Origin of the sequence: Roseateles hydrophilus (assembly GCF_026712245.1) — a bacterium.
Taxonomy (GTDB): Bacteria; Pseudomonadota; Gammaproteobacteria; order Burkholderiales; family Burkholderiaceae_C; genus Pelomonas; species Pelomonas hydrophilus.
Map to the genome: position 1 here is coordinate 146,847 of NZ_JAPPUY010000004.1, position 24,344 is coordinate 171,190.

General features: G+C 68.4%; 25 protein-coding genes and 1 tRNA gene. 12 read left to right on the forward strand and 14 right to left on the reverse strand.

Translation table 11 applies throughout. The annotated features are described in order from the left end of the window. The first annotated feature begins 14 nt into the window (after positions 1 to 14). From NYO99_RS15680 to egtD, 3 genes are read left to right on the forward strand one after another with little or no spacing between them, the layout of a single operon-like run. On the forward strand, positions 15 to 434 hold the full coding sequence (locus tag NYO99_RS15680) for a VanZ family protein (RefSeq protein ID WP_268168185.1): 420 nt from the start codon (positions 15 to 17) through the stop codon (positions 432 to 434). Positions 435 to 470: 36 nt separating this feature from the next. After that, positions 471 to 1,625, forward strand: coding sequence for an ergothioneine biosynthesis protein EgtB (egtB, locus tag NYO99_RS15685; protein WP_268168186.1), 1,155 nt, complete (start codon positions 471 to 473; stop codon positions 1,623 to 1,625). After that, positions 1,622 to 2,593, forward strand: coding sequence for an L-histidine N(alpha)-methyltransferase (gene egtD, locus NYO99_RS15690; RefSeq protein WP_268168187.1), 972 nt, complete (start codon positions 1,622 to 1,624; stop codon positions 2,591 to 2,593). The genes egtB and egtD overlap by 4 nt, the downstream gene beginning before the upstream one ends. A gap of 9 nt (positions 2,594 to 2,602) precedes the next feature. On the opposite strand, the gene urtE is transcribed toward egtD, so the two are convergent. The 10 genes from urtE to NYO99_RS15740 all read right to left on the reverse strand — a co-directional run bounded on the left by urtE (position 2,603) and on the right by NYO99_RS15740 (position 13,757). Continuing rightward, a complete protein-coding gene (gene urtE, locus NYO99_RS15695) occupies positions 2,603 to 3,295 on the reverse strand; it encodes an urea ABC transporter ATP-binding subunit UrtE (RefSeq protein WP_268168618.1) in 693 nt (230 codons plus the stop codon). A gap of 1 nt (position 3,296) precedes the next feature. Beyond that, entirely contained in the window at positions 3,297 to 4,130 is an 834-nt protein-coding gene (urtD, locus tag NYO99_RS15700; RefSeq protein WP_268168188.1) for an urea ABC transporter ATP-binding protein UrtD, read from the reverse strand. Further along, positions 4,127 to 5,173, reverse strand: a complete 1,047-nt coding sequence (urtC, locus tag NYO99_RS15705) for an urea ABC transporter permease subunit UrtC (RefSeq protein WP_268168189.1) — start codon at positions 5,171 to 5,173, stop codon at positions 4,127 to 4,129. The genes urtD and urtC overlap by 4 nt, the downstream gene beginning before the upstream one ends. Continuing rightward, positions 5,170 to 6,711: an urea ABC transporter permease subunit UrtB gene (gene urtB, locus NYO99_RS15710; protein ID WP_268168190.1), complete on the reverse strand. Its 1,542-nt coding sequence runs from the start codon at positions 6,709 to 6,711 to the stop codon at positions 5,170 to 5,172. Before urtB ends, urtC begins: the two co-directional genes overlap by 4 nt. A 132-nt stretch (positions 6,712 to 6,843) precedes the next feature. After that, entirely contained in the window at positions 6,844 to 8,100 is a 1,257-nt protein-coding gene (gene urtA, locus NYO99_RS15715; protein ID WP_268168191.1) for an urea ABC transporter substrate-binding protein, read from the reverse strand. Between the two features lie 267 nt (positions 8,101 to 8,367). Further along, positions 8,368 to 9,606 (reverse strand): fumarylacetoacetase, encoded by a 1,239-nt coding sequence (gene fahA / locus NYO99_RS15720; RefSeq protein WP_268168192.1) that lies wholly within the window; start codon positions 9,604 to 9,606, stop codon positions 8,368 to 8,370. Then, a complete protein-coding gene (gene hmgA / locus NYO99_RS15725; protein WP_268168193.1) occupies positions 9,599 to 10,885 on the reverse strand; it encodes a homogentisate 1,2-dioxygenase in 1,287 nt (428 codons plus the stop codon). Before hmgA ends, fahA begins: the two co-directional genes overlap by 8 nt. Positions 10,886 to 10,945: 60 nt before the next feature. Beyond that, positions 10,946 to 11,191 carry a DUF2783 domain-containing protein gene (locus NYO99_RS15730; protein ID WP_268168194.1) on the reverse strand — a complete coding sequence of 82 codons (246 nt, stop codon included), beginning with the start codon at positions 11,189 to 11,191 and terminating at the stop codon, positions 10,946 to 10,948. Further along, complete coding sequence (locus NYO99_RS15735) at positions 11,188 to 12,786, reverse strand: FAD-dependent oxidoreductase (RefSeq protein WP_268168195.1); 1,599 nt, start codon at positions 12,784 to 12,786, stop codon at positions 11,188 to 11,190. Before NYO99_RS15735 ends, NYO99_RS15730 begins: the two co-directional genes overlap by 4 nt. Positions 12,787 to 12,788: 2 nt before the next feature. After that, positions 12,789 to 13,757, reverse strand: a complete 969-nt coding sequence (locus tag NYO99_RS15740; RefSeq protein ID WP_268168197.1) for an MBL fold metallo-hydrolase — start codon at positions 13,755 to 13,757, stop codon at positions 12,789 to 12,791. Between the two features lie 69 nt (positions 13,758 to 13,826). On the opposite strand from NYO99_RS15740, the gene NYO99_RS15745 reads away from it, so the two are divergent. Then, the gene (locus NYO99_RS15745; protein WP_268168198.1) at positions 13,827 to 14,579 is read left to right on the forward strand and encodes an IclR family transcriptional regulator; all 753 of its coding nucleotides are present in this window, start codon (positions 13,827 to 13,829) and stop codon (positions 14,577 to 14,579) included. 14 nt (positions 14,580 to 14,593) lie between these two features. Here the strand turns inward: NYO99_RS15745 and NYO99_RS15750 are convergent, their stop codons facing one another. From NYO99_RS15750 to NYO99_RS15760, 3 genes are all read right to left on the reverse strand, one after another. Continuing rightward, positions 14,594 to 15,280, reverse strand: coding sequence for an N-acyl amino acid synthase FeeM domain-containing protein (locus NYO99_RS15750; protein ID WP_268168199.1), 687 nt, complete (start codon positions 15,278 to 15,280; stop codon positions 14,594 to 14,596). 245 nt (positions 15,281 to 15,525) lie between these two features. Then, positions 15,526 to 16,260, reverse strand: coding sequence for a SapC family protein (locus tag NYO99_RS15755; RefSeq protein ID WP_268168200.1), 735 nt, complete (start codon positions 16,258 to 16,260; stop codon positions 15,526 to 15,528). Next, positions 16,257 to 17,564 (reverse strand): hemolysin family protein, encoded by a 1,308-nt coding sequence (locus NYO99_RS15760; RefSeq protein ID WP_268168201.1) that lies wholly within the window; start codon positions 17,562 to 17,564, stop codon positions 16,257 to 16,259. The genes NYO99_RS15755 and NYO99_RS15760 overlap by 4 nt, the downstream gene beginning before the upstream one ends. Positions 17,565 to 17,707: 143 nt before the next feature. Between NYO99_RS15760 and NYO99_RS15765 the strand changes: the two genes are divergently transcribed. The 4 genes from NYO99_RS15765 (at position 17,708) to NYO99_RS15780 (ending at position 21,173) form a co-directional block, all read left to right on the forward strand. After that, complete coding sequence (locus NYO99_RS15765; RefSeq protein ID WP_268168202.1) at positions 17,708 to 18,532, forward strand: symmetrical bis(5'-nucleosyl)-tetraphosphatase; 825 nt, start codon at positions 17,708 to 17,710, stop codon at positions 18,530 to 18,532. A 28-nt stretch (positions 18,533 to 18,560) separates the two neighbouring features. Beyond that, a tRNA-Ser gene (locus NYO99_RS15770) sits at positions 18,561 to 18,650 on the forward strand. 96 nt (positions 18,651 to 18,746) lie between these two features. Continuing rightward, a complete protein-coding gene (locus tag NYO99_RS15775; RefSeq protein WP_268168203.1) occupies positions 18,747 to 20,441 on the forward strand; it encodes a site-specific integrase in 1,695 nt (564 codons plus the stop codon). 534 nt (positions 20,442 to 20,975) lie between these two features. Next, positions 20,976 to 21,173 (forward strand): hypothetical protein, encoded by a 198-nt coding sequence (locus tag NYO99_RS15780; protein ID WP_268168204.1) that lies wholly within the window; start codon positions 20,976 to 20,978, stop codon positions 21,171 to 21,173. Positions 21,174 to 21,319: 146 nt separating this feature from the next. On the opposite strand, the gene NYO99_RS15785 is transcribed toward NYO99_RS15780, so the two are convergent. Next, positions 21,320 to 21,901 carry a recombinase family protein gene (locus tag NYO99_RS15785; RefSeq protein WP_268168205.1) on the reverse strand — a complete coding sequence of 194 codons (582 nt, stop codon included), beginning with the start codon at positions 21,899 to 21,901 and terminating at the stop codon, positions 21,320 to 21,322. Positions 21,902 to 22,043: 142 nt separating this feature from the next. Here NYO99_RS15785 and NYO99_RS15790 point away from each other — a divergent pair, with 142 nt between their 5' ends. From NYO99_RS15790 to NYO99_RS15805, 4 genes are all read left to right on the forward strand, one after another. Further along, on the forward strand, positions 22,044 to 22,415 hold the full coding sequence (locus NYO99_RS15790; protein ID WP_268168620.1) for a BRO-N domain-containing protein: 372 nt from the start codon (positions 22,044 to 22,046) through the stop codon (positions 22,413 to 22,415). Between the two features lie 299 nt (positions 22,416 to 22,714). Further along, the gene (locus NYO99_RS15795) at positions 22,715 to 23,134 is read left to right on the forward strand and encodes a hypothetical protein (RefSeq protein ID WP_268168206.1); all 420 of its coding nucleotides are present in this window, start codon (positions 22,715 to 22,717) and stop codon (positions 23,132 to 23,134) included. Positions 23,135 to 23,339: 205 nt separating this feature from the next. Further along, on the forward strand, positions 23,340 to 23,867 hold the full coding sequence (locus NYO99_RS15800) for a hypothetical protein (protein WP_268168207.1): 528 nt from the start codon (positions 23,340 to 23,342) through the stop codon (positions 23,865 to 23,867). A 13-nt stretch (positions 23,868 to 23,880) separates the two neighbouring features. Continuing rightward, a complete protein-coding gene (locus tag NYO99_RS15805) occupies positions 23,881 to 24,279 on the forward strand; it encodes a transposase (protein ID WP_268168208.1) in 399 nt (132 codons plus the stop codon). Positions 24,280 to 24,344: the final 65 nt, after the last annotated feature.

The window sequence follows — 24,344 nt, forward strand, 5'->3', positions numbered from 1 at the left end:
CAATGCGGCCCGCCATGTCCCGTCTGCTGACCCTGTTCCTCGCGCCCGCGCGGCGCCCGCTGTGGCGGGCCCTGCTGCTGGCCCTGCTGGCCACCATCACCTGGCTGGCCCTGTCCCCCAAGCCGCCACCGACGGCCGACACCGGCTGGGACAAGGCCAACCATGCGCTCGCCTTCGCGGCGCTGGCCTTCAGCGCTGTCTGGGCGCTGTGGCCGCGGCCGCGCCAATGGCTGCTGTGGCTGGCGCCGGCCCTGCTGGCCTACGGTGGCTTCATCGAGATCGCGCAGAGCTTCACGCCGCAGCGTCAAGGCGACTGGGCTGACCTGCTGGCCGACGCGGTCGGCATCGCGCTGGGCCTGCTCGCCGCCTGGGCCGTGGGCGGGCTGGCCCGCCGGCAAACCACCGACATCCTGGGGATGCCGTCGTCGCACTGACATCACGCTGGCAGCAGGCTGCGCTAGCGTCGGCGCATGACGCTTGACGCCCTGCCCTCGTTGCTGCTCCGCACCCGCGCCCACTCGCTGGCCCTGGCGGCGCCGCTGTCCGATGAAGACGCGCAACTGCAGTCCATGCCCGATGCCAGCCCGGCCAAATGGCACCTGGCGCACACGACGTGGTTCTTCGAGACGCTGGTGCTGGTGCCGCACCTGCCGGGCTACCGCGTCTTCGACGAGCGTTGGCCGCGCCTGTTCAACAGCTACTACGAGAGCCTGGGCCCGCGCCACGCGCGCCCGCAGCGCGGCCTGCTGAGCCGGCCCTCGCTGGCGGAGGTCAAGGCCTACCGCCAGCATGTCGATGCGGCGCTGGCCATGTTGCTGCCGCAGGCCGATGACGCGGCCCGCCACCTCATCGAACTCGGCTGTCACCACGAGCAGCAGCACCAGGAGCTGCTGTTGACGGACATCCTGCACGCGTTCTCGTGCAACCCGCTGCTGCCGGCGTATGACGCGTCCGCACCCGCGTCGATCAGTCCCCCCGAGCAGACCTGGCTGCAGCACCCCGGCGGCATCGTTGACATCGGCCACGCCGGCCACGGCTTCGCGTTCGACAACGAGAGCCCGCGCCATCCCACCTTGCTGGCGCCATTCGAGATCAGCAGCCGCCTCGTCACCTGCGGCGAGTACGCCGACTTCATCGCGGCCGGCGGCTACCAGGAGCCGCTGCTGTGGCTGTCCGACGGCTGGGCTGCCGTGCAGGCCCAGGGCTGGCAGCGGCCGCTCTACTGGCTGGAGGACGGCCGCGTGTTCGGGCTGCACGGCGCGCAGGCGATGGACGCCCAGGCGCCCGTCACGCAGCTCAGCTTTTACGAGGCCTGCGCCTTCGCCGAATGGGCCGGCGCGCGGCTGCCCACCGAGTTCGAGTGGGAAGCCGCCAGCGGCTTGCCCGGCTTTGCCCAGGCCGCCGATCAGGCCTGGCAATGGACGCGCTCCAGTTACGCGCCCTACCCCGGCTTCAAGCCCGCCGCCGGCGCCGTCGGCGAATACAACGGCAAGTTCATGGTGGGCCAGCAGGTGCTGCGCGGCGGCAGCGGCGCGACACCGCCCGGCCATGCGCGCCCGAGCTACCGCAACTTCTTCCCGCCAGCGGCGCGCTGGCAGTTCAGTGGCGTGAGGCTCGCACGATGACACCAGAACTCGATGGGCACAGCACCGGCGCCCCGGCCGAGAACAGCCCGTTTGCAGCCGACCTGCATGCGGCGCTCGGCCGCACGCCCAAGGCCATCTCGCCCAAGTACTTCTACGACGAGGCGGGTTCCCGGCTGTTCGAGCAGATCTGCGAGCTGCCCGAGTACTACCCGACGCGCACCGAGCTCGCGCTGCTGCAGGCGCATGCCGCAGACATGGCCACACAGTTCGGCCCGCAGGTGCAGCTGGTGGAGTACGGTGCCGGCGCGCTGCGCAAGGTGCGCCTGCTGCTGGACGCGATGCCGCGCGACGGCGTGCAGTTCGTGCCGGTGGACATCTCAGGCCCGCACCTGCTCGCGGCGTGCGACGGCCTGGCCACCGACTACCCCGGCCTCGCCATCCAGCCGCTGGTGGCCGACTTCACGCGGCCGCACACGCTGCCGCCCTGCCCCGGCGGCACGCGCCGCGTCGGCTTTTTTCCCGGCTCCAGCATCGGCAACTTCACGCCGGCCGAAGCCGACGCCTTCCTGCGCCTGGCCGCGGCCGAACTGGCCGGCGGCGGGCTGCTGATCGGCATCGACCTCGTCAAAGACCACGGCGTGCTGCACGCGGCCTACAACGACGCGGCCGGTGTGACCGCGGCGTTCAATCTCAACGTGCTGGATCGCGCTCGCAAAGAGTTGGGCACCGAGTTCCCGGCCGATGGCTTCGAACACCTGGCCTTCTACAACCCGGCCTACCAGCGCATCGAGATGCACCTGTGCGCAACGCGGCCGCTGGCGCTGCAACTGGGCGGCGAGGTCTACACCTTCCACGAGGGCGAGACGCTGCACACGGAGCATTCGCACAAGTACACCGTGACGGGCTTCCAGGCGCTGGCGCAGCGCGCCGGCTTCAAGCCGGGCCAGGTATGGACGGATCCGAACCGGTGGTTTGCGGTGTTGTGGCTGGAATCCCAGGCCGCTTGATGCACGTGCTCAGATCGCCAGCCGCTCCCGCACGCTGTCGGCTTTCATGTCGGCCCCGCGCCCGCGCATGACGATCTCGCCGCGCTGCATCAGCAGGTACTGGTCGGCCAGTGCCTCGCAAAAGTCGTAGTACTGCTCCACGAGCACCACGCACAGGCCCTTGTCGTGGGCCAGGTGCTTGATGACGCGGCCGATGTCTTGGATAACGTTGGGCTGGATGCCTTCGGTGGGCTCATCCAGCAGCAGCACCTTCGGGCCCGGCGCGAGCGCACGGGCGATCGCGAGCTGCTGTTGCTGGCCGCCGGAGAGGTCGCCGCCGCGGCGGTGGCGCATCTGCGCGAGCACGGGGAAAAGCTGGAACAGCTCGTCGCGCAGCGGCGTGCCGGCGGGCTGGCTGGCCAGGCCCATCTGCAGGTTCTCCAGCACCGTGAGCCGGCCAAAGATCTCGCGGCCCTGCGGCACGTAGCCCAGGCCGGCGCGCACGCGCTGGTGGGTCTTGAGCTTGTCGATGGCCTCGCCGGCCAGCGTGATGCTGCCGGACGTGACCGGCACGACGCCCATCAGGCTTTTCAGCAGCGTCGTCTTGCCGACGCCGTTGCGGCCCATGACGACCGTGATCTCGCCCGGCTTCAGATCGAAGCTCAGGCCGCGCAGGATGTGCGAGCCGCCGTAGTGCTTGTGCAGATCCTGCACTTTCAAGATGTCATCTGCCAAGGTACACCTCGATCACTTTCTCGTCGGACTGCACCGTCGCCATCGTGCCTTCTGCGAGCGTCTTGCCTTCATGCAGCACGGTCACCGTGCGATGCGCACCGGCCAGCGTCGCGACAAAGCTCATGTCGTGCTCCACCACCACCAGCGAGTGCTTGCCCTCCAGGCTCAAGAAGAGCTCGGCCGTGCGCTCGGTCTCCTCGTCCGTCATGCCGGCGACGGGCTCGTCCAGCAGCAGCAGCTTGGGGTCCTGCGCCAGCAGCATGCCGATCTCCAGCCACTGCTTCTGGCCGTGGCTGAGCAGGCCGGCAACGCGTTCGCGATCCTCGATCAGATGCACAGTCTTCAGCAGCTCATCCAGCCGGTCACGCTGCGCGCCGCTGAGCCTGGCCCGCATCGCGACCCTTGCGCGGCGGTCGCCGGCCAGGGCGAGCTCCAGGTTCTCGGTGACGGTCAGCGCCTCAAACACCGTGGGCTTCTGGAACTTGCGGCCGATGCCCGCACGGGCGATCTGCTGCTCGTTCATCTGCCGCAGGTCGAGGTTGCTGCCGAAGAAGACGCGCCCGCTGTCGGGCCGGGTCTTGCCGGTGATGCAGTCCATCGTCGTCGTCTTACCCGCGCCGTTGGGGCCGATGACGCAGCGCAGCTCGCCCACGCCGATAGTGAAGCTCAGGCCGCCCAGCGCCTGGAAGCCGTCGAACGCGACCTTGAGGTCTTCGACGTACAGCGCCACGCCCTGGTTGAAGATGGGCTCGCCGGCAGTGGCGATGCGGGTGATGGCGCGCGAGCGTGTCTCGGCGCCGGCTTCGAGCAGTTCGGGGGTCATCGCTTGAACCTCTTGGCCAGGCCCGCCAGGCCGGTCGGCAGGAACAGCGTCACGGCGATGAACAAGGCGCCCAGCACATACAGCCAGCCCTCCGGCCACCAGACCGTGAACACCGACTTGGTGCCGTTGACGAAGAAGGCGCCCAGCACCGGCCCGATGAGCGTGCCGCGGCCGCCGACGGCCGCCCAGATGGCCATCTCGATGCTGGCCGCCGGGCTCATCTCGCTGGGGTTGATGATGCCGACCTGGGGCACGTAGAGGATGCCGGCCAGCGCGCACATCAGCGCGGAGATCACGTAGGCGCTGAGCTTGAACGCGACCGGGTCGTAGCCCAGGAAGCGCACGCGGCCTTCGGCATCGCGGATGGCCTGCAGGATGCGGCCCCAGCGGCTGTTCGTGAGCCAGCGCGCCACCAGGTAGCAGCCGATGAGCGCCACGCCGCTGGCCACGCACAGCGCCACTTTCATGCCCGGCGTGTTGATCGCGATGCCGGCGATGCGCTTGAAGTCGGTGAAGCCGTTGTTGCCGCCGAAGCCCGTCTCATTGCGGAAGAAGAGCAGCATGGCTGCGACGGTGAGCGCCTGCGTGATGATGGAGAAGTACACGCCCTGGATGCGCGAGCGGAAGGCGAAGTAGCCGAACACGGCGGCCAGCAGGCCCGGCACCGCCAGCGCCAGGAAGACCTGGCCGACCAGCGAATCGCTCAACGCCCAGTGCCAGGGAAGCTCCTTCCAGTTCAGGAAGACCATGAAGTCCGGCAGGTCCGACTGGTACTGCCCGTCGCGCCCGATCTGGCGCATCAAATACATGCCCATGCCATAGCCCCCGAGGGCAAAGAAGAGCCCATGGCCCAGCGACAAGATGCCGCCGAAACCCCAGATGAGGTCCAAGGCCAGGGCACAAATGGCAAAGCAAAGAAACTTGCCCAGCAGGCCCACGTAGAACTCGCTGAGGTGCAGCGGGTGGCCCGCCGGAAAGGCGAGGTGCAGAAAGGGCACCAGCAGCGTGAGGGCTGCAACGGCGATGAACAGCGTCTTTTTCATTCGACGCTCCGGCCCTTGAGGGCAAACAGGCCTTGCGGCTTTTTCTGGATGACGAGCACGAGCAGCAGCAGCAGCGCGATCTTGGCGAGCACCGCGCCCTGCCAGCCTTCCAGCAGCTTGGACAGCACGCCCAGGCCCAGGCCCGCGTAGACGGTGCCGGCCAGCTGGCCCACGCCGCCCAGCACCACCACCATGAAGGCGTCGACGATGTAGCTCTGGCCCAGGTCCGGGCCGACGTTGCCGATCTGGCTCAGCGCGCAACCGGCCAGGCCGGCGATGCCGGAGCCCAGCGCAAACGCCATCGTGTCGACCTTGGCGGTGTTGACACCCACGCAGGCGGCCATGCGGCGGTTCTGCGTGACGCCGCGCACCATCAGGCCCAGGCGCGTCTTGGCAAGCAAGGCGCCCATGCCGACGAGCACCAGCGCGGCGAACACGAGGATGGCCAGACGGTTGTAGGGGAGCGTGAGGTTGGGCAGCAGCGCCCAGCCGCCGGACAGCCACGCGGGGTTCTCCACCGCCACGTTCTGCGCCCCGAACAGCGTGCGCACGGCCTGCATCAGCACCAGCGAGATGCCCCAGGTCGCCAGCAGCGTTTCCAGCGGCCGGCCGTAGAGCCAGCGGATGACGCTGCGCTCCATCGCGGCGCCGACCAGCGCCGCGACGAGAAAGCTGGCGGGCAGCGCCAGCCACAGGTAGTAGTCGAAGGCCGCGGGCGCCCAGGCACGGAAGCCCTGCTGCACCAGGTAGGTCGCATAAGCGCCCACCATCAGCAGCTCGCCGTGCGCCATGTTGATGACGCCCATCAGGCCGTAGGTGATGGCCAGGCCCAGGGCCACCAGCAGCAGCACCGAGCCCAGGCTCAGGCCCGAGAACAGCAGCTGCGCGCGCTCGCCCCAGGCGAGACGGTCGGCGATGTCGGCCGCGGCCTTCTGCATGGCGGACTTGGCGGCCAGGTCGGTTTCGGCGGCCAGCTTCTCCAGCAGCAGCGCCCGCGTGGCGGGGTCGGCACTGCCGGACAGCTCGGCCGCGGCGGCCTTGCGCTGGGCCGCGTCGGCAGACGACAGCTTGGCGCCGGCCACCAGTGCATGCAGTTGCTCGCGCAGCTTGGCGTCGGCTTCGGTGGACAGCGCCTTTTCCAGCAGCGGCAGCTTGGACGCATCGGCGTCATCGCGCAGCGTGGCCAGGGCCTTGGCGCGGGTGTCACGGTCAGGGGACAACAGGTCCAGGCCCGCGAGCGCCGACTCGATCTCGCGACGCATGCGGTTGTTGAGCAGCGGCTCTTCGGCGTCGGCCGGCGGCTCCGCGCCCTCGGCAATGACCACGGCCTGCCCCGCCTTGACGCGCACACGGCCGTCCTGCAGCGCACGCAGGAAAGGCCCGAGCGAGGCGTCGCCCGCGGCCAGCGCCTGCTGCAGCGCCGCGACGCGGTCGTCACTCTCCCCCGCCGCGATGCGGCTGGCCAGCTCGGGCGACAAGGCCCACGCCGACCACCCGCTCAACGCCAGCAGGCATCCCAAAAGAAGTCGTTTGATCATGACGCCCTAGGCGAACAAAACCAGCGCCGTGCGGACGCACGCGCGCCCCTCAAGCAGCCGCCGTGGAACTGGCTTTGCCAGGCCGCTGGCGGCGCCCCCTGGGGGGAGGCGCCTTGGCGCCTCGGGGGGGTCTTATTTCGTCGGCTCGTCCTTCTTGCCCTTGTTCTCAGGGATGTGCGGGCTCCACGGCTGGGCCTTGACCGGGCCGGGCGTCTTCCACACCACGTTGAACTGGCCGTCCGCCTTCACCTCGCCGATGAAGACCGACTTGTGCAGGTGGTGGTTCTTCTCGTCCATCTTGGACGTGATGCCCGACGGCGCCGTGAAGGTCTGGCCGGCCATGGCGGCGATGACCTTGTCGGTGTCGGTGCTCTTGGCCTTGGTGACGGCCTGCGCCCACATGTTGATGCCGATGTAGGTGGCCTCCATCGGGTCGTTGGTCAGCGGCTTGTCCTTGTGGCCGGCGATGTTCTTGGCCTTGGCGTACGCGGCCCACTTCTTCGTGAACGCGTCGTTGGCCGGCGACTTGATGGACATGAAGTAGTTCCACGCGGCCAGGTGGCCCTGCAGCGGCTTGGTGTCCACGCCACGCAGTTCTTCCTCACCGACGGAGAAGGCCACCACCGGCACATCGGTCGCCTTCAGGCCCTGGTTGCCCAGTTCCTTGTAGAAGGGCACGTTGGAGTCGCCGTTGATGGTGGACACGACGGCGGTCTTCTTGCCCTCGGACGCGAACTTCTTGATCTTCGCGATGATGGATTGGTAATCCGCGTGGCCAAAGGGGGTGTAGTCCTCCATGATGTCGGCATCGGCCACGCCCTTGCTCTTCAGGAAGGCGCGCAGGATCTTGTTCGTGGTGCGCGGGTACACGTAGTCGGTGCCCAGCAGCACGAATCGCTTGGCGCCGCCACCGTCCTTGCTCATCAGGTATTCGACGGCGGGGATGGCCTGCTGGTTGGGCGCAGCACCCGTGTAGAACACGTTCTTGCTGAGCTCCTCGCCCTCGTACTGCACGGGGTAGAACAGCAGCGAGTTGGTCTGCTCGAACACCGGCAGCACCGACTTGCGGCTCACCGAGGTCCAGCAGCCGAACACGACGGCGACCTTGTCCTGCGAGATCAGCTGCTTGGCCTTCTCGGCGAACAGCGGCCAGTTGGAGGCCGGGTCCACGACCACCGGCTCCAGCTTCTTGCCGAGCAGGCCGCCCTTGGCGTTGATCTCGTCGATGGCCATCAGCACGGTGTCCTTCAACACCGTCTCAGAAATGGCCATGGTGCCCGACAGCGAGTGCAGCACGCCGACCTTGATGGTGTCGGCCGCATAGGCGGCGGGGGAGAGAAAGGCGGTAGCGGCAGACGCGGCGAGAGCCAGGGCAGAACGGCGAAGCATCGGGAATCCTCCAGGGGGTTGGGGTGAAGTTCGAGTAGCCACCCTCCCCTAGCGCAAGCCCCGTGCCAGCCCGTGAACTTCGTCACACCCACCCTGGCCCCATTTGGGCGCACGGCGCGCCACCCCTAACGGCCCTGTCACGGTGCGCCGCGCACCGGCGTCGCACAAGCGCACGCAGCGCCGCACCGAAAGGAGACGCGCCGCCACGGCGCGCCCCGTTTTGTGGCTCACGAAGCCGCCTTTCGCCGCTGCCGGCGGCTTGCGAACTCAGGCCGGCAGGATCACGCCATCACACGCCCCGAAGCCGATGCGCCGGAAGCCCTCTTTCTGGGCGCTGGCGCGCAGGCCGAGTTGGTCGCCATCCAGCAGGAAGGTGCGCGTCTCGCCGTTGGGCAGCGTGATGGGCTGCTTGCCGCCCACCGTCAGCTCCAGCAGCGAGCCGGACTCGGCTTGCGTGGGGCCGCTGATGGTGCCCGTGCCCAGCAGGTCGCCCGGCTGCAGGTTGCAGCCGTTGCTGGCATGGTGCGTGAGCACCTGCGCGAGCGACCAGTAGGCATGGCGCAGGTTGGAGCGCGACAGGCACACCGGCTCGGTCATGGACGGGGTCTTGAGCCACACCTCCAGGTCGATGTCGAACGCCGCATCCGCACGGTGCGCGGGGGAGTCGAGGTAGGGCAGCGGCTGCGGGTCTTCGGCCGGGCGCGTGAACGGGATGCGGAAGGGCGCGAGTGCTTCCATCGTCACGATCCACGGCGAGATGGTGGTGCCGAAGTTCTTGGCCAGGAAGGGGCCGAGCGGCTGGTACTCCCAGGGCTGGATGTCGCGGGCGCTCCAGTCGTTCAGCAGCGTGAGGCCGAAGGCGTGTTCGTCGGCGTCGTCAATGCCGAACGGCTCGCCCAGCGCGTTGCCCGGGCCCACGAACAGGCCCAGCTCCAGCTCGCAGTCGATGCGGGCGCTGGGCTTGAACACGGGCACCTCGGCATCCGGCGGCTTGACCTGGCCCTTGGGGCGGCGCAGCTTTGTTCCGCTGACGACGATGGAGCTGCTGCGGCCGTGGTAGCCGATGGGCACCCACTGATAGTTGGGCAGCAACGGGTTGTCCGGCCGGAACAGCTTGCCCACGGCGCGGGCGTGGTGGATGCCGGTGTAGAAGTCGGTGTAGTCGCCGATGCGGCAGGGCAGCGCGAACTCAGCCTGCGCCTGCGGCACCAGTTCCACCTCGGGTGCGCCGGCCTTGAGGGTGTCGAACAGGCGGTGGCGCAGCGCGCGGCGCTCGGCACTCGGCCGGGCCATCACGGCGTTGAGGTCGGTGATGCCCCAACCGGTCAGGTCCAGGATCTGGTCGCCAATGCCCACGCCCACGCGGAAGGGCTCCAGGGAGCCGGCGCGGCGGAAGCTGCAGAACGGCAGGTTCTGCAGCGGGAAGTCGGTGGCGGGGTCGTTGGCCGAGGCCACCCAGGACAGGGCGGCGGCGTCGTGCGTGTGGTCGAGTCGGGAATCAAGCATTTTGGAATTCGTCCTTCAGTCCTTGCCAGCACTGGGCGTAGGTGGTTTCGAGCGGCGCGTCGTTCAGCGCCCAGGCGGTGGGCTTGAGCGGCCAGCGCGTCTCGAACATGAAGGCCAGCGTGGCGTCCAGCTTGTGGGGCTTCAGGTCGGCGTGGCTGGCCTTGTCGAAGGCCTCGGTGTCGGGGCCGTGCGGCACGTAGCTGTTGTGCAGGCTGGCGCCACCGGGTTTGAAGCCCTCGGGCTTGGCGTCGTACTGGCCCAGCACCAGGCCCATGAACTCGCTCATCACGTTGCGGTGATACCAGGGCGGGCGGAAGGTGTCTTCGGCCACCATCCAGCGCGGCGGGAAGATCACGAAGTCCACATTGGCCCAGCCGGGCGTGTCGCTGGGGCTGGTGAGCACGGTGAAGATGCTCGGGTCCGGGTGGTCGAAGCTGACGGTGTTGATCGTCATGAAGCGCGACAGGTCGTACCGGTACGGCGTGAGCGTGCCGTGCCAGGCCACCACGTTGAAGGGGCTGTGCGCCTGCGTGGCCCGCCACAGCTGGCCGCCGTGGCGCTTCACGATTTCGTAGGCGCCCTGCGCCTGTTCATGCCAGGCCACCGGCGCTTCAAAGTCACGCGCGTTGGCCAGGCCGTTGGAGCCGATGGGGCCCAGCTCCGGCAGACGAAAGGCCGCGCCCAGGTTCTCGCACACGTAGCCGCGGGCGGGCGTGTCCAGCGGGTCCACCTTGAAGGCCAGGCCGCGGGGCAACAGTGCGATGAAGCCCGGCGCCACCTCCAGGCGGCCCAGCTCGGTGGTGATGAGCAAGCGGCCCTGCTGAGGCACGACGAGCATCTCGCCGTCGGCATTCACCAGCGCGCGGCGGCCCATGGGGCGGTGGGCGACGAAGGCCAGCGCCGTCATGCCGCCCACGCCGGGCTCGCCGTTGACGGCGTAGCTGCGCAGGCCGTCGATGAAGTCGCCCTCGCCTTCCGGCGGCGTGGGGCCCCAGCGCAGCGGGTCCGGCGGCGCGGCCTCGCCTTGCGCAGCGCCGCTCTTCCAGCCGGCATGGTCCAGCGCCTGGTAGCCACCCACCACCACCGAAGGCTGGCGGCGGTAGAGCCACGTGCGCTGGTTCTCGGCGCGCGGCGCGGTGAAGGCGCTGCCGGACAGCAGCTCGGCGTACAGGCCGTGGGCGCAGCGCTGCGGGCTGTTGCGGCCCACGGGCAAGGCACCGGGTACGGCCTCGCTCTGGTGTTGGTTGCCGAAGCCGGCCAGATAGGTCAGGTCAGTCATGGTTCGGTGAGGCCTTGTGGGCCTGCGGGTGAACAGTGGAACGGGTGAGGGGTAAACAGGTCAGCGGGGCGCGTGCGGTGGCACGCCGGGGAGATCGTGGGCGGGCCTGTCAGCGGATTCGCGCGCGAGCGCGAAAGCCTGCCGCAGCACCTGCCGGTCGCCGATGTGGTTGCACAGGATGAGCGTGAGCCGCGCCATCCAGTCGGCCGCGGCGTCGTCGGACAGGCCGGCCTGGGCGGCGATGAGTTCGGCGTAGAAGGCATCGGCTTCGGCGCCGAAGTTCGGGTGCAGGTTCAGGTCGCTCATTGGGGCCTCCCGAGGGCGCGGGCGTGGGCGTGGGCGCGGGCGTGCGCGTTCTGCACGGCCGTGGCGTCGAACCGGTGCCAGCGGGCAGCCACGATGGCGTCGGGCCGAACCAGCACCACGCTGCCCGGTGCGGCGCCGTAGCGGCGCGCCGCCAGGCCCTCGCCCGGCAGGGTGATGACGCGCAGGCCCGGCACCTGCACCGGCCAGCCAAAGGCCAGCAGCGCAAAGTCGCCGGCCAGGGCGTGCAGCAACCAGCTGCCGTCGTCCAGCGGCGCGTCCACCGCGGGCCAGCCGGGCGCGGGGCCGGCAGCCCAGTGGGCATCATCCGGCGTGCTCAGCGGCGACTCCAGATGCTCGGTGGGCAGCGACAGCCGCCCGCTGTTGACCAGCGGCTTGGCGAACTCGGTGCGGGCGGCCAGGTCCAGCGCGGCGCGGCGCAGGCGGCGGCTCAGCGCGCTCTTGGGGCTGATGAAATCGGTGGCGCGGGTGGAGTGGCCGATGTTGTCGTCCGCCGCCTCCAGGCGCTCGAACTCGTAGGCATCCAGCAGCGCCTCGGTGCCCTCCCCGCGCAGCACGGCGGCCAGCTTCCAGCCGAGGTTGTCGGCATCCTGCACGCCGCTGTTGGCGCCGCGCGCGCCAAAGGGCGACACCTGGTGCGCCGCGTCCCCCGCCAGCAGCACCCGCCCCACGCGAAAGCGTTCGGCCCGCCGGCAAGCGAACTGGTAAATGGACGACCACGCCAGCTCGAACGGCGCGCCGTCCAGCATCGCCGCCACGCGCGCCTTGATGCGCTCGGGCTGCCGCTCGGCCTCCACATCGGCGTCGCGGCCGAGCTGGAAGTCGATGCGCCACAGGCCGCCGGCCTGCGCGTGCAGCAGGACGGACTGGCCCGGGTGGAACGGCGGGTCGAACCAGAACCAGCGCTCGGGCGTGGCCGGGTCCAGCCCACGCGGACGCGCGCCGGGCTCCAGGCGCACGTCGGCAATCAGGAACCGGTCCTCGAACACCTGGCCCGCAAAGCCCACACCCAGCAGCGTGCGCGTGGGGCTGCGCGCGCCGTCGCAGGCCACCACCCAGTCGGCCTGCAGGTCGAACATGCCGCCGGGCGTGCGCACGGTCAGCGTCACGCCGGCGGCGTCTTGCTGCAGGTCGATCAACTCGTGCTGGCCGCACAGGGTGATGCGGGCGTCCTGCTGCACCGCGCGCACCAGGCGGGCTTCCACCTGGTCTTGCTGCAGGTTGACCATGGCCGGCATCTTGTGGCCGGGCTCGGGCAACAGGTCGAACTGGTAGGCCTCACGCTCGCCATGGAACACCCGGCCGCGCTGCCAGCGCACGCCGGCCTGGGCGATGGACTCGCCCAGGCCCAGGCGGTCGAACACGTCCAGCGTCTTCTTGGCCCAGCACACCGCGCGCGAGCCGCTGCCGATGCGGTCGTTGTCGTCGATCACCACCACCGGCACGTCGCGCTGCGCGAGGTCCAAAGCCAGCGTCAGGCCCACCGGGCCCGCACCCACGATGACCACAGGCCGCCGGGGCGACGCGGTGCCCTGCTGCTCGGGCAGCGGGGCGTAGGGGTAGCGCGGCAGTTCCACGGTCAGGCGCCCTCGAGGGCTTTCCACATCTCGATGTCGCGCTCGGCCGTCCAGATGCGCGGGTGGGCCGTGCCGCCGGCCTCGTCGTAGGCGCGGGTCACGTCAAAGGGCATGCAGTGGTCAAAGATCACCCAGTGGCCGTAGGTGGGGCGCAGCGCGGCCATGGTGCGCTGGTACACGGCCTTCAGTTCCTCGCCGGCCTGCACGCCCGCTTGCACGGCGGCGTACAGCTCGCTCACGAAGGCGCGCGTGCCGGCCAGGCCCGCGGCCACCTGCTCGGCGCCCTTGAGCGCGGGGCCTCGCCCCGGCACCAACGCGGCGGCGTCCAGCTTCGCGATGGCATCCAGCGTGGCGGGCCAGTCGGCAAAGTGCGCGTCGCCGCAATACGGCGTGGCGTCGAACTCCACCAGGTCGCCGCTGAACAGCACGCGCTCGCCCGGCAGCCAGGCCACGGTGTCGCCGGCGGTGTGGCCGCGGCCGGGGGAGAACATCTCCACCTTCACGCCGCCCAGATCCAGCGTGAGCTTGCCCGAGAAGGTGAGCGTGGGCCAGGTGAGGCCAGGCGGCACCGATTCGACATTGCGGAACAGCCGCGGGAAGCGGCCGATCTCGCTGGCCTTGTCTTGCTCTCCGCGCTCTTGGATGAGCGCCAGCGTGGCGTCGCTGGCAATCACCTGCTCCAGGCCCTCGGCCTTGAAGGCGCTGGCACCCAGCACCCGCACCGCGTGATAGTGGCTGAGCAGCACGTACTTGATGGGCACGGCGCTCACCTCGCGGATGCGGCGGATGACGTCGGCCGCCATCACCGGCGTGGCCTGGGTGTCGATGACCATGGCCGCGTCGCGCCCGATGACGATGCCGGTGTTGGGGTCGCCCTCGGCGGTGTAGGCCCAGGCGTGTTCGGACAGGCGCTCGAACGTGACCTTCTTTTCTTCCAGGTCGGCTTGTGAGGCAAAGGCTTTGGCGGTCATGGGGCGGTCTCCAGCAAGGCCTGAAATTTAGCCTATTGCGAATCAATTCAGCAATATAGAATTTTCCGCATGACCGACGCCGACCCGTCCAGCCGCGAGCCGCGCGGCATCCAGAGCATTGAAGTGGGCGGCCAGTTGCTGCTGGCCCTGGCCCACCACGGCCGCCCGATGGCGCTGAAAGACCTGGCGCGCGACGCCGGCATGACGCCAGCCAAGGCCCACCCCTACCTGGTGAGCTTCATCAAACTGGGCCTCGTGGAGCAAGACGGCGGGGCCGGCCGCGCCGGGCTCTATGGCCTGGGCCCGCTGGCCATGCAGCTGGGCCTGATCAGCCTGCAGCAGTACGACCCGGTGCGGCTGGCCACACCGGTCATCGAGGAGTTGGCCCTGCGCCTGGGCCACACGGTGGCCATCGCGGTGTGGGGCACGCAGGGGCCCACCATCGTGCGCGTGGCGGAGGGGCCGACGCCCGTGCACATCAGCATGCGTCACGGGACCGTGATGAGCCTGGCGGGCACGGCATCCGGCCGGCTGTTCGCCGCCTGGCGCGAGGTGGAAGCCGCAGCGCTGCACCAGCCACTACCGGCGGCCGAAGCGCTGGCCGACATCCGGGCCCAGGGGTGCGCCACGTCGCGCGACAGCGTGGTGGCCGGCGTCAGCGCAGCGGCGGCGCCGGTGTTCGACGCCTCAAGGCGCCTGGTGCTGAGCCTGACCGCCATTGGCGCCAGCGCCGGCTTCGACACCGCGCTGGACGGGGCGCCTGTGCTGGCCTTGCGGGAAGCTGCCGTCGGGCTGTCACGCCGACTGGGCGGCGCGGCTTGAGCCGCTGCGCGGGCTCAGCTGATCTTGGCCAGCATCGCGGCCTCGGTGGCCGCATCCCAGAACAGTGGGTACAGGCTGCGCGAGGTGGCCATCTTCTCGGGCTGCCCACCCAGCAGCGAGATCTGCTCGCGCGCATGGGACAGCTCCATGCTCATCAGCACGGCCGGCGCGTCCACACGGGGGTTGTGGCGCGCCGAGGTGTAGGGCATGAAGCCCAGCCAGCGGCGGTAGAAGGCGACGTGGCGCGGGTTCACCTCGATGACCAGGCGCTCAAAACGCGCGCGGCGGTGCGCGTGCAGGTAGCCCAGGTGGAAAACCTGGGCCAGCAGGCGCTTGGGGTCGTGCGAATGCTTGTCCACCGCCAGCGCACCGAACTCACAGAGCTTGATGCCAGCGGCCCGCCACTCAGCGAGCTCCTCGGCGAACAGCAGGTCGGCCTTGAGGCCGCCCACGCCATCGAAGCGCACGCTCAGCGTGCCGACGATCTTGTCGCCGTCCCGCGCCGTGCAGACGACGTCGCCGTCCTCATTGCGGCTGCTGAAGCGCTCACGGCTCACCGCCAGTCCGCGGTCGCCATAGCGGCGCTCGACCAAACCCAGGGCTTCGCCGTCCAACGAGCCGAAGTCGCTGTTCAACTCCAGGGGCGGGCCGCCAAAGGGGTTGAGGGGCGCACGCCGGCTTTCTTGAAAAAGGGAAATCATCAACGGCATCCAGGCAAGGTCGCCAAAAAAGGCGGAGCGCTGGAGTCTAGAGACGTAAACGTGACTTTTCCCAGCGCCACACACATGGATACATGTGATTTCCCCTAGTACTTGGGGTAAGCAAATGTGGGATGCAGCGCTGCAACCGACACGACGCGGGCGACTGGGGCGAGAAAAAAGGCCACGCATGCGTGGCCTTGGGGCTGCGGGCGCAACGGCCCGCTGCTAGACAACGAGGCGCGGGCTCAGGCCGCGTAGCGGGCCGCCAGGCGGTTCATGTTGCCCATGGACAGGCGGTGCAGCTCGATCAGGCCGATCAGGCCGTTGCGGTGCAGCTGCAGCACCTTGTCGTCAGCCAGCTCGCTGTACTTCTTCTCGTCCAGCGCCAGGAAGCCTTCAACGTCCAGCTTCTCGCCGTTGGGCAGCGTGGCCTCGAAGCGCATGTCCTGCAGCAGGTCCATCTCGACCAGCAGGTTGCAGATCAGGCGGGTGCGCTCGGCTTCCTGCTCGAAGTTCTCGAGGAAGGTGCGGGCATTCAGCAGGAACTCGGTCGGCTCGCCGTTGTTGAACAGCGCCTCGCCGGTGGTCTCGTTGAAGCCTTCCCACTTGCTGTCGAAGCAGACAGCCAGGTTGTTGGCGTTGCCGTCCAGGCGGGCCATCGCGAACGGGTAGCGGCGCACATAGGCCGGCACGTAGTTGGCGTCCCACTTGTCGCCATCGACGAACAGGTTGGAACCGGCCTTCAGGCCCAGCACGGCCAGCGGGGCCACGGGCGGCTTGCCGTCAGCGCCGGGCTCGCCTGCGCGCACGAAGACGATGGGGAACTCCTTGCAGGCATCACCGAACTCCACGGCAGCCAGGAAAACCGAGTTCTGGTCGGCCACGCGGCTGACGACCGGCTTGGCCGTGTCCAGCTTCAGGTTCTTGTGGGCCTCGCGGTCCAGCGGCGCCAGTTCGCCGTACATCGGGGGGTTGCTCATGAGCTTCTTTCTTCAGTTTCCACAGCCAGTCGGCTGACCAGCACCTTGTCTACACGCTTGCCGTCGAGGTCCACGACCTCGAATCTCCACGCGTCCCACTCCACCACGTCGGTCGTGCGCGGCAAGCGCCCCAGCAGCAGCATGATCATGCCGGCCAGGGTGTTGTAGCGCCCACGGTCCTCCTCGGGCAGTTCTTTCAAACCCAGACGGTCCTTCAGTTCGGGGACTGGAATCAGGCCATCGATCAGCCAGCTCCCGTCCTCGCGCTGCACCGCCCAGGCATCGCCATCACTCGGAGCGTTGAACTCCCCGGCGATGGCTTCCAGCACGTCGCGCACGGCGATCACGCCCTGCACCTCGCCGTACTCATCGACGACGAAGACCAGCGGCGCATCCGACACGCGGAAATGTTCCAGCAACTCCATGCCCGACAAGGTCTCGGGCACGTACAGCGGCGCTTCCAGCCCGGTGGCCAGATCCAGCGCCTGGCCTTCCAGCGCACGCGCCAGCAGGGTCGGCGCATGCGCAATACCCAGCACCTCGCTGAGGCTGCCACGGCACACGGGATAGCGGCTGAAGCCGTGTTCGCGCAACACGGCCAGCACCTCGGCCGGTGTCGCATCGACCTCCAGCCAGGCGATCTCGGCGCGCGGGATCATCATGGAGCCGATCTGGCGCTCGTCCAGGCGGAACACATTGCGCACCATCTGGTGCTCGTGCTCCTCGATGACGCCGGCGTCCAGCCCCTCTTCCAGGCTGGCCGCGATCTCTTCTTCCGTCACGCCGCGCTGGCCCTTGTTGCGCAGGCCCAGCAGGCCCAGCGTCGCCTCGGTCGTGAAGCTCAGCAGCCGCACCAGCGGGCGCGTCGCCGTCGAGATCATGTTCATCGGCGGCGCCACCAGGCGCGCCACCGTCTCCGGGTAGATCTGCCCGATGCGCTTGGGCACCAACTCGCCAAACACGATGGTCAGCAGCGTGATGATGACCACGACCAGCGCCGTTGCCGCAATCTGCGTGGCCTCCGGGTTCAGGTGGAAGCTCTCGGTCAGCCACTGCGACAACGGGCCGGAAAACGCCGCATCGCCCACGATGCCGTTCAGCACGCCGATGCCGGTGATGCCGATCTGCACAGTCGACAGGAACTTGGTGGGGTTCTCGTGCAGGTCCATCGCGGCCTGCGCCCCGCCCTCGCCGCTTTCCACCATCACTTGGAGCCGGGCCTTGCGGCTGGCCGTCAGCGCCATCTCGGACATGGCAAACAGGCCGTTGAGCAGGATCAGGAAGAGAACGAGTGCGGTGTCCATTGAAGGCGCCAAGCAACCAAAACCAAGGCCGGCGCGGGGGAAAAATCGAGCGCGCAAGACTAGCAGATGGCTGTGACGGCGCCCACAGCGCATTCCCGAAGCCGCGCCGGCCGCGCCCGGCGACCCGCGTAGCATGCCGGCCGATGAACTACCTGATCGGCGACCTCCAGGGCTGCTGCGACGCCTTCGAGCGCTTGCTGGCCCGCATCGACTTTTCGCCGTCACGCGACCGCCTGTGGCTGCTGGGCGACCTCGTCAACCGCGGCCCGGCCTCGCTGGCCACGCTGCGCAGGCTGCAGGCGCTGGATGGCGCAGCCACCTGCCTGCTCGGCAACCACGACCTTCACCTGCTCGCCGTGGCCCACGGCGTGCGCCCACCGCACCGCAGCGACACGCTGACCGCGCTGCTCGACGCTCCCGACCGCGAAGCCCTGCTGCACTGGCTGCGCCACCAGCGCCTGGCCGTCTTTGACGCCGGCTGGCTGATGGTGCACGCGGGCGTCATCCCGGCCTGGAGCCGGGACGACACGCTGGCCCTGGCTGCCGAGGTCGAGGACGTGCTGCGCGGCCCGGCCCTGCCCGACTTCCTGCACGCCATGTACGGCAACGAACCGGCCCGCTGGTCACCCGGGCTGACCGGCACGCCACGCCTGCGCTTCACCGTCAACGCGCTGACCCGGCTGCGCTTTTGCACGCCGGACGGCGAGATGGACTTCAAAACCAAGGACGGCGCTGGCGCCGCCCCCGAGGGCCACCTGCCCTGGTTCGACGCACCCCACCGGCGCACGGCCGACACACCCATCGCCTTCGGCCATTGGTCCACGCTCGGCCTGCTCGACCGCCCGACGCTGCTCGGGCTGGACACCGGCTGCGTCTGGGGCGGCCGCCTGAGTGCCGCCCGCATCGACGGCCCGCGCCGCGAAATCATCCAGATCGACTGCGAACAAGCCCAGAAGCCCGGCCGCTGAGCGCGACGCCCTTAGAATGCGGCTCTTCGGAAGCGTGGGAGAGTGGTTTAATCCAACGGTCTTGAAAACCGTCGAAGGTGTGAGCCTTCCGTGAGTTCGAATCTCACCGCTTCCGCCACGCAAGTCGTTGATTTCCAAGGAAATCATTGAAAAACAACGGCTTAGCACCAGAAACTGTGACAGTTCACTGTGACGCTTTGACCATCTTCAACCCATGAAGAAGACTATGGCAAAGCCTCTCGGAGTGCAGCCGGCCACCAAGGGCCGCGCACCGTCAATTCGCATCTGCGTCCCTCTGGACCTCCAGGCCCTCTACGGTGGCCGCAAGGACTTCCGTATCAGCCTGGGAAGGGGGGCCGACTCCGCAGCCGTCAAGCTCAAGTCCGCCCTACTTCGTGCCCAGTACGAAGCGGAGTTTGCGCAGAAGCGAGCCGCGATGCTCGCCGGACGGACGCTGACGCCCATCACCGCGATGCCTACAGAGGTGGCCCAGGCCATCGCCCGCGAGGTGTACGCCGCCGGGATGGCCCAGGATGACGACCTGAGGGAATCGCCCGAAGGAGTCCAGGCCCTCCGCGAGGTGGCGGCCGTGACCCGCAGCGCCCTCGGCATACCCCAGCGTCAACCCATCGCGGCAGATGGCCTGACTGCCGGTGAAGCCGCTGCGCTGGCTGGCCTGAATGCGCTTGCTGACGGTGCCGCTGCTACTGACCTCGCCCGCCGCAAGACCTCCCGCGTGCTGGTCGCCGCCGACGATGCGGCCCGCCGCCTGGGTCTGGACGTGGACTGGTCCGATGACAGCAGCCAGCAGGCCCTCCGCCTCAGCCTGGAGCAACACCGGCAAGCCTGGAAGGACCGCAGTGCACGCGACCGGGGCGAAGTTGTGCCCACTCCTACGCGTCAAACTGGGGTGACGCTTCCCAAGCAACACACCCTCCGCGATGTGCTGAAGCTGTGGGAGGCCACCAACCTACCCGGGCGTACTCTGGTCAGCAAGGCCAAGAGCGGCATTGCGCTGGTGGACGAGTGCCTGGGCAAGCTGCCCTTGACTGCCTACACGAAGCCCCAGGGGGCCACCGTCGTGGCCCACTTCCTCGCCACCTGCAAGACGCAGAAGACGGCCCTGGACAAGTTCAACGCCGTGAAGAGCCTGCTGAACTACGCCGCTGGGAAACAGGGCTGGATCGACTACAACCCCTGGGAGGCCCACACCGTCATCGTGAAGAAGAGCCGCAAGCGGGTTGACCTGTCCCCCGAGGCACTCACCAAGCTCTTCACTTCGCCCCTGTTCCAGCGGTACGAGTTGCCGGAGTCCACCAGTGCAGGCGGGGCGGCAGCGTACTGGGTGCCTTTGCTGGGACTCTACACAGGCGCTCGCCAGTCCGAGCTGTGCCAGCTCCGCATCGAGGATTTGACTGACCACCCCGTCCTGGGCCTCAGCATCAACGTCCTGGCCGATGCTGGCGACGAAGACGAAGACAGCCCGGAGACCACGACCAAGGGCGACAGCGGGCGCAGGCGCACCCCGATCCACTCAGACCTAATCACCCTGGGCTTCGCCGACTACATCAGGGACACCAAAGCAGCCGGCCACACACGCCTGTTCCCAGACGTGAAGTACCCCGAGGGAGAGCCTGCCGGGACGAACTTCACAAAGTGGTTCAGCAGCTACCGCAAGGCGCAGGGAGTGGGGCGCCGTTATCAGGACTTCCACGCCTTCAGGCACACGTCCCGAACTCGACTGACCGATGCAGGAGTGGAGGGCGTGATTTCCGATGCCCTGCTGGGGCACACAAACGGGCAGTCCACCGGGCGGAAGGTCTACGACCACTCACTGGCGACCTTACGGGGCAACTTGGAGAAACTGAAGTTCCCCGAGTTGGGCCTAGTCCGCTGCTACGGGCGCTGATTAGCCGCAGGGGTCCCCGGACTTTCCGGCACAAAAAGTCAGCGGGTATCAGATAGAACACAGGGCCGGTTTCCCCCCGTGCCCCCTCGGTTCCCCATACGGCAGCCAGAAGGCCGCCAAACGCCCCAGGCGGGTCGAACGATGGGCGCCAAGGGGGTCAGGTCTTGCCGCTGTACCGCAGCCTCCTGGGCGTGCTACGCCAATGTCAAAGGTCCCCTGACCGTCCCGCTTCGACAACCGTTCCCCTCAAGAGACCTTCCGCCTTGTCGGACCGTCCCGCTAATTGGACGATTGAGCGTCAGCCGGCGCCGAGCATCATATCGGCCCGGTCCATCGGAGCTTCATCGACTACCGCCGAGGGGTCCCCCACAGCCACAGTCCGGTCACCGCGAGAGGCGGTAGCTGCCGGATTGGGAGGGCCCCGCACCGGGGACCACCGAGCAGCGCGGAACCCGAAGAATGACGATAATTGAACGCGCCCGCTGGGTCGGCTGGACCTTGGATGACTGGGCGGTCACGACCGTGGATGGCCTCGTGAAGCTGACCACCTGGGCTCTGCGGGGGTACACACCCGTGCGGGGAGGCGGGTTGATTCACTGGGACCGGAGCTACTGGCAGGGGGGCCCGTGGTTCGATGCGTGGGTTGAGCCCTGGGGCGAGGGCCGGGCCTTCACGATGCGCCTGCGGGGCTACGAACTCATCATCGACCTCGCCGGGCGCCGGCAACCCTGACCGTTACGATGCTGCGGTCAGCGTGGCGAAACGGTAGACGCACGGTCGCAACCGTCCCCGCGAGGGGTGCAGGCTTCGACACCTGCCGCTGACACCCTCCTGAAGCCCTGGGCCTCCCGGCCTGGGGTACTGTCGTTTCTGGCTGGTCAGGCGGTGGCGCCGTCCCGCACGGCAATGATGGTGGCCCGGCTGACCTCGTAACACCGGGCCAGCTCAGACACCGACTTGCCGGCGGCCAGCGCATCCCGGATGGCGGACCGTTCTACCTCGGTAGTCTTCGCGGGCCTTCCCAGCTTTGTCCCTTCTGCCTTCGCCCTGGCGAGCCCCGCCTGGGTCCGCTCGATGATGAGGGCCCGCTCGAAGTCCGCCACAGCGGCCAGCATCTTGACCATCAACTCGCCGGCCGGGCTAGTCAGGTCCAGATTGCCGAGTTGGAGGACCACCAGCCGGATGCCTTCCCTGGTGAATCGCTCGACCGTCTGCTGAACGTCGATGGAGTCCCGCCCCAGCCGGTCCAGCTTCGTCACGACGAGCGTGTCCCCCTTCTCTAGCCGCTCCAGCAGCTTGACGAAGCCAGGACGCTGGCTGGCCGGCACCGATCCAGAGACCTGTTCCTCGACAAACCGGCGTGGCTCTACCGCATAGCCGGCGGCAGCAATCTCCCCGCGCTGGTTCTCGGTCAGTTGCTCGACCGTGGACACGCGGGCATAGGCAAAGACTCGGGACATGGACACCTCAAACTGTCGGAAAACGGTGTAAGTATCTCCAGCATGTTGAAAAGTGTCAATGGGCTATATTTTCGACATGAATGCGGAGGGTGTTGGAAATTGACCGATTCCCTACACCCCCTTCGCCACCGAGCTGCGCGTCATCGACCGTGACGGCGCCCCCTGGTTCATCGCCAAGGACTTGCTGCTGGCCCTGGACATCGGCGGCAGCCTGAGCGCAGGCCCTTCGCCCTACCTGAAGCACCTCGGCGACCACGAGAAGGGCCTAGTTGCTGTCTTGACCCCCCGTGGCGGCGAGCAGCGGGTCCTGGCCGTCAACGAGTCCGGCTTCTACAAGCTGGTCCTGAAGTCCCGCAAGCCCGAGGCCCGCAAGTTCCAAGACTGGGTGACTGGCGTGGTCCTGCCGTCCATCCGCAAGGACGGCGGCTACATCCTGGGCCGAATCGGCATGCCGGATAGGGACTTAACCGCTGCTGGGCCTGCCGGAGGGCGTCCAAACCCCGACCTTAGCTAGCCGCCCCACCGGTCCACTTACTGTTCTCTAGGGTAGCCGGACATCCGCAAGGACGGTGGCTACATCCTGGGCGAAGAGAAGGTGGCTACCAAATCGCTAGGTGCATCAACGAGATGGCGCCCGCAACAGGCGCCAAACGCGGCCAATACCCTTTCCTTAGCCAGCCGCCCCGCCGGTCCACTTACTGTTCCCTTGGGTGGCCGGCCGGCACGCACTGAGTCTCCGGCCGTTGTCGCGGCCTCCAGACCGCCCATCCCTGAACACCTGATTTTCACAACCCGTCCCCGAAAGGTCCCCCAATGGCAACAGCCGTCACCACCAGCAAAGGAACCGGAGTCACTGACCTCCGCAAGTTCGCCCCGCCCTCCTCGGCCACTCATGGCTCCCACGCAATCGCCCCAGCCCAGGGCAACGTCTTCGAGGACATCGGCCAGGGAGTCACCGCCGGTTCCACCGTAACCGGCCCTTCCCGTGTCCGAGCCGTGGGCAGGGATGTGGTGGCGGTCGGTCAGGCATCCAACCCTGGCACCATCACCATCGAGACCAGCCAGGACGGTGGCACCACCTGGCCCCTGACGGACTCCGAGGCCATACCGGCTGGCGAGTACGTGGTCAGCCGGGCCGTGGTCAACAGTGCCACGACCCACTACCGCGTCAAGTTCACCTGTGGCCCCGTCGGTGCATCCAAGGTCACCTTGACCACCCAGGCCCGGACCTAACACTGCCCCTTCAGCCAGCGCATCCCACGGCGCTGGTCACCTGCTCACCGGCTCCCCGCCGGTCATCGTCCGGTTCTCCGCCGGCCCACCTCTGCACCTCCGCAGAGCTTCGCCCCGAGCCCCCGCGTGGGGCTCCCCCTTTGCAGCCCAGGCGCCTGGAGTTCTCCCGGCTGCCCTCCCGCGTCCGTCCGGCGCATCCATCCCCATGACCAAGAAACGACCTTTCCAGCCCCGGGAGCGCACAACGCTGACCCTCGGCCGCACCCACACCCGCCACAACACCATGCTGGACTTCCCGGCCTGGGTGGCGCTGGCCTATGCGCAGGCCCAAGCCAAGCACCTGGGGGGCCTCAAGGTGCCATCCGCTGCCATCGTCCGCCGTGCGCTGCTGGTCTATGCGCTGCACCTCCAGCGTGAGGCAGCCGCCGAGGACGCTAGCCGGCGCCTGACCGAATGGCGAGCCATCAAGGCAGCCACGGCAGGCGGCATAGCGGGCGACGCCCTGCACGGCACAGGCACTGAAGCAGAAGCCCAGGCACAGGCCGAAGGGCGCCTCCAGGCCCTCGCGCTGATCCCGGAAGGGCAACCCCTGCCCAGCTTCATCGAAACGCTTGTAGGCCCCTCCGTGGTCGCTGCCCGGGCCGCCGCACGTGCCGAACTGGACCGCCGCCTAGATGCGATGCCCGCCTTCCATAACGCGGAGCCCGTCCGCATCGCCAACCCCAACACCTAACCCCCTCGCCACCATGACCACGCTCACTCTCTCCATTCCCTCCGCCCTGACCATGCCTCAAGTCCCGACCGCCGCTGCGCTTGTTCGCGTGAAGGGCACCCGCGCCAAGTACACGCCCCAGCAGAAGCTCCAGGCCCTTCTGATGGCCGAGCAGGGCCGGCCGCAGGCAGCCATTGCCCGCGAGCTGGGCATCCTTCCGAACACGGTCTATAGCTGGGTGCACGCTGCACGCGAAGCCCTGAAAGCCAGCCAGCGCGACATGGCGGCCCAGCCCGATGCCCCGGTGGGCACCTTGCGTGCTGACCTGCTGGCCTTGAGGGGTTCACTGAGTCGCCGCCTGGATGCGCTGGAGCGCGAACGCGAAACCATCCTGAAGACCATCGCCAGCGTCCGCGATGCGCTGGACCTGTAACCCAACCGACTACCTGACCGCACCATGGCGCACCGGACGGAGCGATGAACCTAGCACATCGCGCC

What these genes read in the sequence shown, in the direction of transcription:
- NYO99_RS15680 (WP_268168185.1), top strand. Translation starts at nt 15, where the DNA reads ATGTCCCGTCTGCTGACCCTGTTCCTCGCGCCCGCGCGGCGCCCGCTG.
- egtB (WP_268168186.1), top strand. Translation starts at nt 471, where the DNA reads ATGACGCTTGACGCCCTGCCCTCGTTGCTGCTCCGCACCCGCGCCCAC.
- egtD (WP_268168187.1), top strand. Translation starts at nt 1,622, where the DNA reads ATGACACCAGAACTCGATGGGCACAGCACCGGCGCCCCGGCCGAGAAC.
- urtD (WP_268168188.1), bottom strand. Translation starts at nt 4,130, where the DNA reads ATGACCCCCGAACTGCTCGAAGCCGGCGCCGAGACACGCTCGCGCGCC.
- urtC (WP_268168189.1), bottom strand. Translation starts at nt 5,173, where the DNA reads ATGAAAAAGACGCTGTTCATCGCCGTTGCAGCCCTCACGCTGCTGGTG.
- urtB (WP_268168190.1), bottom strand. Translation starts at nt 6,711, where the DNA reads ATGATCAAACGACTTCTTTTGGGATGCCTGCTGGCGTTGAGCGGGTGG.
- urtA (WP_268168191.1), bottom strand. Translation starts at nt 8,100, where the DNA reads ATGCTTCGCCGTTCTGCCCTGGCTCTCGCCGCGTCTGCCGCTACCGCC.
- fahA (WP_268168192.1), bottom strand. Translation starts at nt 9,606, where the DNA reads ATGCTTGATTCCCGACTCGACCACACGCACGACGCCGCCGCCCTGTCC.
- hmgA (WP_268168193.1), bottom strand. Translation starts at nt 10,885, where the DNA reads ATGACTGACCTGACCTATCTGGCCGGCTTCGGCAACCAACACCAGAGC.
- NYO99_RS15730 (WP_268168194.1), bottom strand. Translation starts at nt 11,191, where the DNA reads ATGAGCGACCTGAACCTGCACCCGAACTTCGGCGCCGAAGCCGATGCC.
- NYO99_RS15740 (WP_268168197.1), bottom strand. Translation starts at nt 13,757, where the DNA reads ATGACCGCCAAAGCCTTTGCCTCACAAGCCGACCTGGAAGAAAAGAAG.
- NYO99_RS15745 (WP_268168198.1), top strand. Translation starts at nt 13,827, where the DNA reads ATGACCGACGCCGACCCGTCCAGCCGCGAGCCGCGCGGCATCCAGAGC.
- NYO99_RS15750 (WP_268168199.1), bottom strand. Translation starts at nt 15,280, where the DNA reads ATGATTTCCCTTTTTCAAGAAAGCCGGCGTGCGCCCCTCAACCCCTTT.
- NYO99_RS15755 (WP_268168200.1), bottom strand. Translation starts at nt 16,260, where the DNA reads ATGAGCAACCCCCCGATGTACGGCGAACTGGCGCCGCTGGACCGCGAG.
- NYO99_RS15760 (WP_268168201.1), bottom strand. Translation starts at nt 17,564, where the DNA reads ATGGACACCGCACTCGTTCTCTTCCTGATCCTGCTCAACGGCCTGTTT.
- NYO99_RS15765 (WP_268168202.1), top strand. Translation starts at nt 17,708, where the DNA reads ATGAACTACCTGATCGGCGACCTCCAGGGCTGCTGCGACGCCTTCGAG.
- NYO99_RS15775 (WP_268168203.1), top strand. Translation starts at nt 18,747, where the DNA reads ATGAAGAAGACTATGGCAAAGCCTCTCGGAGTGCAGCCGGCCACCAAG.
- NYO99_RS15785 (WP_268168205.1), bottom strand. Translation starts at nt 21,901, where the DNA reads ATGTCCCGAGTCTTTGCCTATGCCCGCGTGTCCACGGTCGAGCAACTG.
- NYO99_RS15795 (WP_268168206.1), top strand. Translation starts at nt 22,715, where the DNA reads ATGGCAACAGCCGTCACCACCAGCAAAGGAACCGGAGTCACTGACCTC.
- NYO99_RS15800 (WP_268168207.1), top strand. Translation starts at nt 23,340, where the DNA reads ATGACCAAGAAACGACCTTTCCAGCCCCGGGAGCGCACAACGCTGACC.
- NYO99_RS15805 (WP_268168208.1), top strand. Translation starts at nt 23,881, where the DNA reads ATGACCACGCTCACTCTCTCCATTCCCTCCGCCCTGACCATGCCTCAA.